General features: G+C 46.1%; 6 protein-coding genes. All 6 read left to right on the top strand.

Annotation, left to right across the window (positions count from 1 at the left end):
• Positions 1 to 30: 30 nt before the first annotated feature.
• A complete protein-coding gene (locus AC6H3C_RS23605; protein ID WP_497518110.1) occupies positions 31 to 1,116 on the top strand; it encodes a FecR family protein in 1,086 nt (361 codons plus the stop codon).
• A gap of 158 nt (positions 1,117 to 1,274) precedes the next feature.
• Positions 1,275 to 4,646, top strand: coding sequence for a TonB-dependent receptor (locus tag AC6H3C_RS23600; protein WP_497518108.1), 3,372 nt, complete (start codon positions 1,275 to 1,277; stop codon positions 4,644 to 4,646).
• A gap of 23 nt (positions 4,647 to 4,669) precedes the next feature.
• Positions 4,670 to 6,619: a RagB/SusD family nutrient uptake outer membrane protein gene (locus AC6H3C_RS23595; protein WP_497518107.1), complete on the top strand. Its 1,950-nt coding sequence runs from the start codon at positions 4,670 to 4,672 to the stop codon at positions 6,617 to 6,619.
• 249 nt (positions 6,620 to 6,868) lie between these two features.
• Complete coding sequence (locus tag AC6H3C_RS23590; RefSeq protein ID WP_497518106.1) at positions 6,869 to 11,260, top strand: hybrid sensor histidine kinase/response regulator transcription factor; 4,392 nt, start codon at positions 6,869 to 6,871, stop codon at positions 11,258 to 11,260.
• A gap of 539 nt (positions 11,261 to 11,799) precedes the next feature.
• Positions 11,800 to 11,994 (top strand): hypothetical protein, encoded by a 195-nt coding sequence (locus AC6H3C_RS23585; RefSeq protein ID WP_497518104.1) that lies wholly within the window; start codon positions 11,800 to 11,802, stop codon positions 11,992 to 11,994.
• A 45-nt stretch (positions 11,995 to 12,039) separates the two neighbouring features.
• Positions 12,040 to 14,271 (top strand): fasciclin domain-containing protein, encoded by a 2,232-nt coding sequence (locus AC6H3C_RS23580; protein ID WP_497518103.1) that lies wholly within the window; start codon positions 12,040 to 12,042, stop codon positions 14,269 to 14,271.
• Positions 14,272 to 14,293: the final 22 nt, after the last annotated feature.

Below are 14,293 nucleotides of genomic sequence, written 5' to 3'. Positions count from 1 at the left end.
TAGCCGTCATCTTAATTGAAAGTTGCATGAATGAAAGAGAAAGATCAAATACCCGATTACGTTTTTGCCTGTTTACATGGTCAGGCCGACCAGGAGCAAAAGGCTTGGGCCGAAGTCTGGTTGAAAGTGGATGAAAACAGACTCGCTTATGAGCAAATTATTCGAATAAACAAGTTGTCGGACGACCTGAAATTATTTGAGCGGTTCAATCTGAAAGAAGGAAAAATTTCGGTTGACAATCAAATCAGAAAAGCCGGGAAGATCAGGATGCTGACTGCGATCCAGCGAATTGCGGCAATTTTACTGTTGCCGGCCTTATTTTTCGGGGGATGGCATTATGTTCTGAATGTAAAAATGAAGCAGGAATTTGCATCGGTACAGGTAATCCAGGAAATGAAAACCCAGCCGGGAGTCCGTTCCCGTCTTCTTCTGCCCGACGGAACAAAAGTCTGGTTGAATACGGCCAGCGTTGTCAAATTCCCTTCTGTTTTTGCCGGAGATACCCGCACTATTGAGTTGGACGGGGAAGCCTATTTTGAGGTGTTCCCAAATAAGAATAAACCTTTTGTGGTAAAGTCAGACGCTATGGAGGTTGTGGCTTTGGGAACTGCATTTAACTTTTCTGCTTACAGCGACGACAGCCGGATTTCAGCAACTTTGATCGAGGGGAGCGTGAAAGTAACCAACCGGGAAGGAAACGGAGAGGGGTATATTCTCGAGCCCAATGAGCAACTAAATTTCGAAAAAAACCTTCATCAAATAAGCAAAAACAGGGTGAATACTGACGATGTGATTGCCTGGAAAGAGGGGAAACTGATCTTTAACGAAACCCCTTTTCACGAGGTAGTCTTAAAACTCGGCAGGTGGTTTAATACTGATATCCTACTGGCCGACCACTCGCTCGACACCTATCGTTACACGGCGACATTTACCAATGAGAACCTGTCGCAGGTGATGGAACTTCTCAGTCTGTCTGCTCCCATTGAATTTACTTCGGTGAAACGGGAATTTACCGGGGACAGCGATTTTACCAAAGCACAAATTATTATTCGGGCCAAACCGAATGCGAAAATCCAGACAAAGGAAAAAAATGAAAAGCCTATGAAGCAGAGATGAGCTAAAAAAACAGGGTAGTTCCCCAACTACCCTGAAAATTAACCGTTTGTGACGGTTGTTTTTTAATTTTTAATCTAAAATCATTCAAACTTATGAAAAAATTGTGTAATAGCCTCAAGGCAGATGGAATATATCATCCTTGGGTTAAATTTATTATTATGATGAAATTAGTGGCAATTTTTGGACTAATCTTAATCACACCGGCATTTGCACTAAAGACTTACTCGCAAAAGAACCAGCTGGACCTGAAAATGGAAAATACAACGGTAAAGGAAGTTCTGAAAGTCATAGAGGATAAAAGTGATTTTTATTTTCTGTATAACGGCGACCTCATTGATGTTGACCGAAAAGTAAGCATTGATGTAACCGGCAGAAACATTCAGGAGGTTCTTGATATACTGTTTGCCGATGAAAAGGTCAATTGTTTGATCAGGGACCGTCAGATTGTACTTTCCCCGCTTAGCTACCTCGGCCAGGCAGGTACGGTGATGCAACAGAATGAGATTCGGGTAGAAGGTAAAGTGACCAATAGTTTGGGCGAATCCATCCCCGGTGTAACCGTGGTTGTAGAGGGAACAACCCGAGGCGCCATTACCGATGGCAGGGGAAATTTTGTGTTATTGAATGTATCGTCGGATGCCATCCTTGTTTTTTCGTTTGTCGGGATGAAAACGCTGGAAGTGGCGGTCAACGGCAGAACGGATATTCAGGTGGTTATGGAAGAAGAAGCGATCGGGATTGAAGAAGTGGTGGCCATTGGTTACGGTACCATAAAGAAAAGCGACGTGACCGGGGCCGTGGTTAGCGTAGGCGCCGCCGAACTGACAGCCATGCCTGTAACCAATGCCATTCAGGGGATGCAGGGCCGGGCGGCCGGTGTCGACATTACTTCCAACGAACGGCCGGGCCAGGTTGGTTCGGTGAGGATTCGGGGTGTCCGCTCAATCACCGCCAGCAACGACCCCTTGTATGTGGTTGACGGGATTCCCCTGTCATCGGGCGGTATTGATGCCATTAACCCCCAGGATATTGAATCGGTTAATATTCTGAAAGATGCTTCGGCAACTGCTATTTATGGCTCCCGTGGCGCTAATGGTGTTGTATTGATTACGACAAAAAAGGGTAAAGCAGGGAGAACAACATTAAACTATAATGGGACATTCACCGTGAGCAACCTGCACGATTACTCCGACTATATGAACTCGGAGCAATACATCGACTACAAGAGAAATGCTTACCGTGAAGCAGGGCAGTATCCCGATCAACCCAACCGCGACAAGGACTTTCAGATTTTCAATGGATCGGGAGACCCAACCGCTTGGGCAAACATCGAAAAAGGATGGGCCGGGGGAACCTGGGATGCCAGTAAGGTTCCGAACACCGACTGGGCGGGCTATGTCACCCGCACCGGAATCACCAACGAACATACCCTGAGTGCCAGTGGCGGTACCGAAACCATGAAAGCCTACGGTTCTTTTGGCTACCTGGATCAAACCGGGACAAACAAAGGCCAGGACTACGAACGGTATTCGGCAAAAGTGGGGGTTGAAATTCAGCCTACCCCTTGGTTTAAAATGGGAGCCGATATAACCGGTTCGTGGGCGATTCAGAATTACGGTTATACCGGAACCGGATCGCGCGCTGCTACGGCGATTTATTCGGCAGCCATGGGAATGTACCCCTTTGCCGAACCCTACGACGCAGAAGGGAACTGGATTTATTTGCCGGGTGGTTTTACCAATGTGGTCAACCCGATTGAAGAATACAAAAATGTGATTGATGAGCGTAAAACCCTGCGTGCACTGGGAAGCTTCTTCGCCGAACTGAAATTGTTGGACGGATTGAAGTACCGGATCAATTTTGGACCTGATTTCCATCAGTACCGTCAGGGCGTTTTTCGTACCGCTGCTTCTATCCTGCAAGGGACCGGCAACGGTGTAAATTATACATCTGTAAGGCCCAGCCAAAACTTCTCGTATACCCTTGATAATTTGATCTATTATGACAAATCGTTCGGGCAGCATGATGTCGGTCTTACCTTATTGCAAACCGCTTCCGATTCACGCTTCGAAGAATATACCATGACAGCTGAAGACCTGGAATGGGACGAACAGCTCTGGTATGCTTTTGGGTTAAATGATTTGAAGAGCAAAGGTTCTACATACAGACGCACTGCATTGACATCGTACATGGGGCGATTGAATTACGGATTTGCCGGTAAATATTTGCTGACTGTATCCGGCCGTTGGGACGGCGCTTCGCAATTGGCCGATGGACACAAATGGGATTTCTTTCCGTCGGCGGCCATCGGATGGCGTATGGAACAGGAGCCATTTATGCAGGATGCCGATTGGATCAACCAGTTAAAACTTCGTTTTGGGGTAGGTACAACCGGTAACGCTGCCATTGATGCTTATGCTACGCAGGGAGGCATTGCTCACATCTTTTACCCGTTTTTCAGCAATTACGAGTCAGGATACTATGCATCTGATTACATGCTGCAAAATCCGCCGAAGATGGCAAACAAAGAGCTTGGATGGGAAAAGACCACGCAATTCAACTTCGGGATTGACTTTTCGGCAGTAAACAACCGTGTGGGCGGAGCCATTGACTTATACCAATCAAAGACGAACGACTTGTTGATGAATATGGGCATCCTTTCGGTCACCGGTTATACATCTACCTTTGCCAATGTTGGTAAAACGTCGAACCGGGGTATTGACATCACGCTAAATACCCGGAACCTGGTTCGGGATGATTTTCACTGGAATACCGATCTGACATTTTCTGCCAACAAGGTGAAAATCGAGGAACTGTCAAAAGGGAAAGAAGACGATATCACCAACCTCTGGTTTATCGGCGAAGATATCAATGTTGCCTACGATTACGAGAAGATTGGCATTTGGCAAACTTCGGATGCCACCGAAATGGCAAAATACAATGCGAACGGGCATACCTATGAAGCAGGCGACGTGAAAGTGAGGGATCTGAACGATGACTATAAAATCGATGCCAATAACGACCGCAAAGTCCTTGGGTCATACAATCCAAAGTGGATCGCGGGTATGACCAACACGTTTCAGTATAAAGAGCTTGAACTGAGTTTCTTTATTTATGCCCGTTGGGGATTCCTGATGAACGGAGGCGCTGCCGATATGCAGGGTTTGTACCAAAGCCGGAACATCGATTACTGGAGGGCCGACAATCCAACGAATGCCTACCCCAAAGCCGATTACAATAATGGAGGGCAACCCTTATATTATAGTTCGATGAATTACCAGGAAGGTTCGTTCATCAAAATGAGGAATATTAGCCTGGGATATCATTTACCCAAACGATTGGCCTCCAATCTGGGAATTTCATCGGCAAAAGTCTATGTTCAGGCATTAAATCCGTTTATGATCTATTCCAAATGTGACTTTTTGGATGGCGACCTCACAAACGGTTATGTAAACGATGCAAACAATAACTTTAGGGCCACTTCGGTTTCTACCAGAAGTTGGGTCGTTGGTATTAACCTGGCATTTTAATTAACCCGAAAACTTAATTTATCATGAATAAACTGTTTAAAATCTTATATAGCGGGTTATTTACCGCAATCATGCTGTTATTCAGCCCATCGTGCTCCGATGATTTTCTGAAAGAAAAAATGGTTAGCTCCCTGACGACGGCTTATTTTGACACCGAAGCCGGTCTGGATGCCCTGGAAGTTGCCTTGTATCAATCGCTCCGGTTCTTCTTTGCCGAAGAACATGCCTATACAATGTCGAACTACGGGACCGATGAATTTCAGGTAGGCGGCGGTACCGACTATCGCTACATGAACGACTATTCGGCAACTATGAGCGCTGTCGACCCAAGGCCATTGTTTTCAGGTCTGTCCGACTGGTGGGATGCCATTTACGGCAATATCAACACGGCCAACATGCTCATCGCCAAGTCGCCGGTAATCCTTCAGTCCGGACAGAAACAAAACACCTTTTTGGGTGAGGCCCATTTTATGAGGGGTTTTCTATATTTCCGCCTGGTAAATCAATACGGGGGGGTACCCTTAAAATTAACTCCTTCCGAAGGGGTAGAATATGAGTTTACCCGGGCAACTAAGCAGGATGTATTTGCTCAGATTATTTCAGACCTGACTGAAGCCGCCGGGCTGCTTCCGGCCACAACTACCGACGGGCGGATTTCAAAAGCAACAGCATGGCATTTTTTGGCGAAAGTTTACCTGTTCCGCGCCAGTGAGAAACATGCAGATATTACCGAATCGAACGATCTGACCAAAGCGATTGAATACGGCTTAAAAGTGATTAACCAGGATGAAGGCACCAACCGGCAGTTGGCAAACAATTACTACGATTTTTGGAACTTCCTGGAAGAAGGACCTGATGGCGCTGCCGAAAGAAACCCGGAAATTCTGCTGGCCGCGCAATTTTCAAACAACCCTGAAAAGTTCGACCGCTTGTGTAATCGTACACATCTTTACTACCTGCCGCGTTACGAAAACAACATTGCCGGGATGACCCGGGTGATTCAGTATGGCCGTCCTTACCAGCGTCTTCGTCCAACCAACTATGCTTACGATGTGTTTGACCGGGTGAACGATTCCCGCTTTTGGAAAACGTTCCGGACCTTATACATCAGTTCCAACGGGGGAAACGGGATTGATATCGACGGAAATACACAGACCTATATCAAAGGAGAAACGCCCTGTATTAAAATTATCATCAATGACAAGAATGATACCCGGTACACAGCCCAACATGCAAGCTGTACTTATCCAAACTACTGGTTGCGTTATTATACCGCGGCAGGCGGCGGTCAGGCTTCGAACCTGAATGTTACCCAGTTTGCAGGCCTCGATAAATACCTGGACCCGCACCGTACCGGAAACCAAAATGATATCAACGGTGTCCGTGACGGTTATTTGGCGCGTATTGGCGAAACTTATCTCATAGTTGCCGAAGCCTACGGGCGCAGTGGTAATTATGGCAACGCGGTTCAATACATTAACACTCTTCGCCGCCGTGCAGGTTATGCTGCTGGCGAAAACCGCAACCCAAATGCAAATGGAACCAACCCGTATTTTAAAGGCGGAACCTATTACGAATCTACCGGTGTTGCGGCAGGCACTACCACCGAAACCAAAACCCAAATGGAAATTACCGAAGCTGCTTTTGATGGCGATTCGGATGCCGGAATTCCTTATTCCGTGTTCGGCGCCAGCTCAAAAGCCGAAAAATTCGTGCACTTTATCCTGAACGAACGAAGCCGCGAGTTAATGGGCGAGTTCGTTCGCTGGGAGGACTTATCACGGACCAAGACCCTGCATGCACGGACGATACCGTTCAACCTGGATAACGCGGCTTCGCAGCTTCAGGCAGATGTGTCAGCCGGAAAGTTTCTTCTTCGTCCGGTTCCGCAGACCTTCCTTGATCAGGTCAGAAAAGACGGCCAGTTGCTGACACCTGCGGAGAAAGCTGAATGGCAGAATCCGGGATGGTAATCCGATAACCGAAAGTGATGCCGAACGGCATTTTGTCATAGCAATGCCGGTCGTGCCGGTTAAAAAATAGCAGAAGAAAGTCTCCCGAAGTTCATCTTTCGGAGACTTTCTTGATAAATAAGGCTTTTTATTTTTGTATCTATACGGATGTGATCGCTTGAGGCTTACTGCTCGTATGCTGCATGTTCATTTCATATTTATTTCTAATTTAGCTGCACTGATCAAATATAAATTTAAACGGGCGGACGTGTGAAATACTATCTGAGTTTCTTCATACTATTTTTTAGTTATTTGGCAGGAGGGCAGAATCGTTTTGTATTTGAGCAACTTACTGTCGAAAACGGACTGGCCAACAACTCAGTACGTACGATCTTTCAGGATCAGGAGGGATATTTGTGGTTTGGAACATTGAATGGACTTTGCCGTTACGACGGGCAACAATTTAAAACATTCAACTACGTCCCCTCAGATACAACATCGATCAGCAACAACAAAATCCGGGAAATCCACCAGGACGGACTGGGCTATATTTGGCTGATGACATATGAAGATCAGGCGCATCGCTTTGATCCGAAAACAGAAACATTTCTCAATTTTCCAACGATACTTGGGCGAAACAGCGCCGGAAACACCATCCACTTCATGTACGAATCGTCTCCCGGGGTGATGTGGCTTTACCTGAACGGAAACGGTTGTGCGCGGATTATCTCTTCTCCCACGTCACCTGATTTTGAATTAAGCCTGTTTAATTCAGCGAACAGTTTGCCTTCGGACAAGCTCAATTTTGTGAAATCAGCTAAAAACGGAGGCGTATGGATCGGAACATTTGCAGGGCTTTGTTATTTGCCCGACGATCGTTTGCCGGAAAAGGAAGCGGATCGGATACAAACCTTTCTTTCAGAGCCTGACTATAGTGTTTTGTGCTTATATGAAAACGGGCAATCCGTTTGGATCGGCTGCCAGGGGAGTGAAATTTTTCGGTTAAAAAACGATACAATCTCCCTGTTTTGGAAAAATGCCAATTTTGCCAGTCGGGACAGAAGAGTCAGTTTTATTGAAGGAACTCAGTCGGGGAAGATATGCGTTGGCACCCGGGACGGTATGTGGCTGATTGATGAAGGCGGAGGAGAGAATTTTTATCTTGTAGTTCGGAACAGCCAGCTGAACAACAACTATATCTCGTCAATGTATCATGACCGGTACGACGATTTTTGGTTGGTAACCAATCAACGTGGTGTAACCCGGTTTCGACCTGAGACCAGAGAATTTACTTATTATCCGCTTCAGCCCGAGACCAGACTAGCTATTCTTGAAGGTGAAAAACAGGTATTTCTGGAAGATCATAACGGTAACCTGTGGTTAGGTATTTACGGGGGAGGCATCTCTCGTTTTAACCGTGAAACCGGCCATTTTGAGCAGTATCTGCATGAAGAAAATAACCCGGGAAGCTTATCTTCCAATCTGGTTCTGTCAATTTATGAAGATCGCTCCGGGAACTTGTGGACCGGAACTTACAAACGGGGACTTAATAAAATCAATCTTCAGCAAAATCAGTTTCAAAGCAGGAATAGCCATATCGTGAATACAGACTTTCAGGGCGAGGTCAGAGCCGTTTTTGAAGACAGCCGGAATTGGATTTGGACCGGGAATAAACGGGGAGAGGTGGTCGTTTATAATCAGGCACTGCAACCGTTGTTTGAGTTGAATAATTTGCTGGCCGGTCAAAGAATCTCGACCGGGGTGTATGCTTTTGAGGAAGACCGGCAGCATAACATTTGGGTCGGGACGAAAGGCGACGGAATTTATGTTTTAACAAACTTGCCATCCGCTGGTCAGCCGATGCCCAAATCCTTCGAAACGGTACACCTGAGTTCAAATACCAACGTAGGCGGGAACCTGTCATTTAATGCCGTATTCGATTTGCATGAAGATCGCAGCGGGCAAATGTGGGTAGCCTTGTATCACGGGGGAGTCAATGTTATCCTGAATCCCCTGAAGGAGAATCAGCAAATTTTACACTACCTCGAGAATAAGAGCGATAGGTATGCCTTATCGGATAACCGGGTGCGTTGTTTTCTGGAAGATAAGCAGGGGAATATGTGGATTGGAACCGCCAACGGCCTCAATTTCTTGTCGTCGGAATATATCTGGACGGAGAATAAAAAATTTCAGCAAATAGAAAAGACCTCGGTTCATGGCAGTATTTCATATAACGATATCATTTGTATTTATGAAGATTCGGAAGGCCATATTTGGGTAGGAACCTATGGCGGAGGTATAAATAAGTTGCTCTTATCAGAACAGGGTGCATTTCGCTTCGAACAACTGAGACAAGCCGATGGCCTCTGTAGTAACCTGGTATTGAGCATGGTGGAAGATGACAGCAAAAACCTGTGGATCGGAACCGACTTTGGATTATGCAAGTACCATCCTGACAAGCATACATTTGAGAATTATTATGCTTCCGATGGACTGGGAGAGAATTCCTTCTCCGAAGGACCGGGCATTTTTACATCTTCAGGATTGTTGCTATTCGGGCATATCTCCGATATGGTTTGGTTTGATCCCCATGTCATCCGGAAAGAAGAAAGACAAGTTCCGGTAGTGCTTACCAACCTGTTGATTAACGGAGAAACGAATCAGCAGAAGCTTAATGCGGCACGCCGAATCCTTGGCGATTCGGTTCAGTCACTCAGGCTAAAATACAACGAGAACTTTATCACCCTTGAGTTTGCCGCCCTCGACTTTAAAGAACCTTCAAAAATCCAGTATGCCTTTAAACTCGATGATTATGAACAAAACTGGAACAATTCCGGTAACCTGAACAAGGCCATATACCGCGAATTGCTGCCCGGGGAGTATCTTTTCAGAATGAAAGCGTCAAACAGCGACGGACTTTGGGTAAATCCTGAAATGGTACTGGCACTGACTATTGCTCCGCCACCATGGGAAACAGGCTGGGCCTACCTGCTTTACCTGATTGCGGGCATCGGTATTTTCCTCTTGGCCCGCCGCTTCATTCTTGAGCGAATCCGCCTGAAGCATGAGGTCGTTTTTGAAAAGCAGTTGGCCGACGATAAACTGAAATTCTATACCAGTATCTCTCACGAGTTTAAAACACCCCTTGCCCTGATTCTGGGACCCGTAGAGGATTTATTGGCCGATAAAAACCTGCCGCCAAATGTGGTCCCGCCACTGAAGATGGTGAAACGTAATACTCGTCGGCTGCTGGAGTTGATCGAGCAGTTGATGGATTTCCGGAAGATACAGAAAGGTTTTTTCAGAGTAAACCGTTACTCGGATGACCTGGTGCGATTTCTGGATGAAATTTATCTCGCGTTTGTACCCTTGGCCGAAAGAAAAGGAATCAGGTTCCAGTATACACACCAAGCAGATTCGGTAGAGGCCTCGCTCGATTACAAATCACTCGAAAAGATTGTGTTCAATTTGTTATCCAATGCCTTCAAGCACACTGCCAGCGGGAAACAGATTGAGTTGGTTCTGGAGGACGACCTAAAGGCAAAAAATCTGAATATTTTGGTGAAGGACGAAGGCGAAGGTATTCGCGAACAAGACCTGCCCCGAATTTTTGACAGGTTCAGTTTTGGAGGGGGTTCGCAATGGAAAGATGAATCAGGTACCGGCGTTGGGCTTTCGCTCACCAAAGAGCTGGTGGAACTGCAAAACGGCTCTATCCGGGTAGAAAGCGCTGTGGGGCAAGGTAGTTGTTTTTGTGTTACCCTTCCCTGGCTTGCTGCCGAAACAAGCATCTCGGAGTCTGCGCAGGGCAAAACCGATTTGGATTATACCCATCAATACATCAGCGTGGCCGAAGACGATAGCGCCGAGGTGACCGAAACTCACACCAAGGCCAATATGGTACAAAAAGAGACCTTGCTGGTGGTGGAGGACAATCCGGATTTGCGAAGCTGGCTGAGTACGCAACTCGGACTGAAATACCGGGTATTTCAAGGGGCAAATGGTCGCGAAGGGTTGGAACTGGCCAAAAAAGAAAATCCCGACTTGATTATTTGCGACATCATGATGCCCGAGATGGACGGACTTGAACTGACCGGATTATTGAAAAGCGAATTTCACACCAGTCACATTCCTATTGTTCTGCTGACGGCCAAATCGCTGGAAGAACATAAAATTGAAGGTATCGAAACAGGTGCGGATGATTACATCACCAAACCCTTCAATATGTTATATCTTCAAAAGCGGATTGAAAATATCCTCAAGCAGCGTAAGCAATTGAGAGAACGCTTTAGCCGCGACCTGCAAACAGAACCAAGTGAGCTGGTCGGTTCGACCGCTGACCAGGAATTTCTTTCGAAGGTGGTTAGACTGGTTGAAGAAAATATGGCCGATCCAGAGTTTTCCATCGACAATTTGCTCGGACATTTCAACTTCGGACGTACCGTTTTTTACAAGAAGATGAAGGGGATATCCGGTTATTCACCCAAAGATTTTGTACGCATTGTGCGGATGAGAAAGGCTGCCGCACTATTTTCCAAACCTGATATTTCCGTGGCCGAGGTAGCCTACGAGGTTGGATACAATGAGCCTGATTATTTCAGAAAGCTTTTTAAAAAACACTTTGGCGAAAGTCCTTCGGAGTACCAAAAACGGCAGCGATAAATCACCTGTCAGTGTCTGCGTTTTTGTCATTACACTAATGCCACCCCGATTTATGCTGTTGTGCTTCACGCGGAATATTCACTCCTGCCGGTTCGCGTATATCGAATTCGCAATCAACGTCCGTTCTTGCGGGTGCCGGTTCGCAAGTTACGCCATTCATTTGCATGGGAGACCGGTGGTCGCACCCCAAATAACACGTGGCGGCCATCTGCGTGTGGCCACCGTTTGAGAATAAATGGATATTCCATATCTCTTCAGTGAGTTGACCTTGAATCGAATAATAAACTATCGGATATCGGGTCAATTGCGTTTTTCCTTCTTTCTTACCGCAAAAAAACAGTTTGTCCTGTAAATTGTGTACAAAATTATGGGAATCCGGATAGAGATCGCCTCCTATATTTGTTAATCAAAATTTTTCCGCTTCTGAACTAAGCTAACTAACTGAACTACGCGCACAACTACAATCGTGGTTGGGCAGATGGTAGGACAATGTATTTGAAGATTATAGGATAAATATCAACCAATAAACGCTAAATTTTATGAAAAACGAAACGAAAAGCAAACGAGCTCTAAGCGACTTGTCTTGTTCCATCTTCAGAAGATCACCTTCCGAAACGTATGATTATCAATCAGGTTCCTGTAACAACTCAATGATGAATTTTACAACGGCTTTTCACCCGACCAATAAGGGAAGCCACACCGACTGCATTGTATTTCTGCTCGGCCAGCGGTAGAATTAATACTCCAAATTTTAAATGATTATGCGAAAAATGAAATTCATGAAAAAGCTGTATTGGATATTTATAGTCTTATTGGTATTCAATGCCTGTGAGGATCAGATGGATAAGCATTATGAAGTTCCTGAATGGCTGAAAGGCAGCGCCTGGGAAGTGTTGGAAGCCAGGGGTGACTATGCTGTTTTTCTGAAAGGCGTCGAATTGGCAGGATTCAAACCCATCCTCGAAGGCAAAAGCCTGGTGACTGTTATGGCGCCGAATGATGCCGCCTTCGCTGCTTATCTCTCTGAAAATGGAAAGTCTTCTATTGAAGATTTTTCGACCGATGAATTACGGAAGATCATTGGTTTTCACCTGATGTATTATTCCTACAACAAGGATATGCTGGTCAACTTTCGCCCGCTCGAAGGAGACGGTGCAACCGAAGAAGAAAAGAAAATGATGGCAGGTCTGTATTATAAACATCGTACCCGCAGCTACGATGCGACCACTACGGCCATCGATACCAATGGGATGGAGATTACTATTTACCACAACGAACGGATGCTGCCGGTTTTTTCGTATAAGCTTTTTGAAACCAAGAAGATCAATGCCCGTTACAACTACGAATATTTCTATCCCAACTCAGACTGGACGGGCGGCGACGGTTTTAATGTATCGAACGCCAGTGTTACCGAGTACAGCGTTGTGGCTGATAATGGTTACCTGTACCTGGTTGATCAGGTGGTTGAGCCGTTGGAAACCATCTATAATGAGTTAAAGAAACGTCCTGATTATTCAATCTACCTGGAATTGTATGATCAATACACTTCTTATACATTCGATCCACAGTTGACTATTGACTTTGGAAACGGCACAGACCTTTATTTTCATAACCACGATCCGCTGCCCAACATTGCTAACGAGTGGCCGGTGGGTGATTATCGTTCGGTCGCATTACTGTCCTACGCCTCCTACAGCCTGTTTGCTCCTTCTAACAATGCGCTCAACCAGTTTTTTGAAGATTACTGGAGACCGGGCGGATACAATTCTTTGTCGGAGGTAAACGAGATTGCGATGGCCTACTTTCTTTACAACAGTGTTTATGGAGCCTCGGTGGCATTCCCCGAAGAAATTCAGCGGGGAGAAATTATCAATGCCTTTGATATGCAGATCGATTTTAATGTGGACGAAGTTCCGGAACAAAACCGGGTGATGTGTGTAAACGGCGCTTTGTACGGTTTAAATCAACTGGATGCTCCCGGGATGTTCCGGTCGGTTACCGGGCCTGCCTTCCAAAATAAAGACTATTATTATTATTTACATATGCTTGATGCCTCGCGGCTATTGGTCGGACTTTCCGGCAATAATGTCACACTGACAACCATGATTCCCAACAACATGCAGATGAACGAAGGAGGCATTTCTTTGATTGACCGGCAGCTATGGTCGGATTATGATGGTGACCTTTCAACCATGAGTACGGCGGCAATGACCGAAATTGTGAACCTGCACACGGTTACCGGTGGAACCGGTATTAACAGTTCGGGAACACAGGTGTTACGTACCAACATTCCGTTTACATACTGGTATGTGAAAAATGGCAAGCTGACTACCAGCGTACTTTTCAACCAAAAATTCGACAACCCGGCCAGCACGGTAAATTTTGCCACCATCACCGAGTTTGACAACAACGGCGCCGGCTGGACGAACGGAAAAGCCTATGCTTACGATAATGCTGAAATTTTCCACCCGTTGAGCGCCACTTCGTCGGTACAAAACCGGTTGGCGATTACCCGCGATGAGACCTATCCGTTCTATCAGTTTTCCGAACTGTTGCGTAATGCCGGTTTGGTGGACGCGGCGAACGGGACGATCAACTTTCTGAACGGTATGCGGGCGGTTATTTTTGTACCTACCAATGCAGCAATCCTGCAGGCTATTGCTGAAGGACGAATCCCCGGGGTAGATACCAGTGGTGCGGTTACCAACCAGTCGTTGCTGGCCAGTTACCTGCGTGGTTATTTTGCTTCCACCGAAGCCAACGGAATGACCACTTATCCCTACCCCGGCTCCGGCATTAACGGCGCTTATTCTTCACGCGAAACCTATATCGTGAACGGGAGTTTTGCTTACGGCCAGTTAATTATTGAAGATGACGGTCTGTCGCTTCGGGTGCAACGTAAACGTCCCGGATTAGACGAGGGCAGTAAAGTACATGTCGTTGCCGATTATGATTATTTCCCCTTTGCCTTTGATGACGGAGGCGTACACTACATCGGCGACGTTCTTTAAAAACATTTGAAACTTGTTTTGT

It is taken from the genome of Gaoshiqia sp. US2 (assembly GCF_059705485.1).
The sequence above is the reverse complement of the archived record's forward strand: the minus strand, read 5'-3'. Positions and strand labels throughout refer to the sequence as shown.

Excerpts from the sequence above, each read along its gene's own strand:
- AC6H3C_RS23605 (WP_497518110.1), top strand. The coding sequence starts at position 31 with ATGAAAGAGAAAGATCAAATACCCGATTACGTTTTTGCCTGTTTACAT.
- AC6H3C_RS23580 (WP_497518103.1), top strand. The coding sequence starts at position 12,040 with ATGAAAAAGCTGTATTGGATATTTATAGTCTTATTGGTATTCAATGCC.
- AC6H3C_RS23585 (WP_497518104.1), top strand. The coding sequence starts at position 11,800 with ATGAAAAACGAAACGAAAAGCAAACGAGCTCTAAGCGACTTGTCTTGT.
- AC6H3C_RS23600 (WP_497518108.1), top strand. The coding sequence starts at position 1,275 with ATGATGAAATTAGTGGCAATTTTTGGACTAATCTTAATCACACCGGCA.
- AC6H3C_RS23595 (WP_497518107.1), top strand. The coding sequence starts at position 4,670 with ATGAATAAACTGTTTAAAATCTTATATAGCGGGTTATTTACCGCAATC.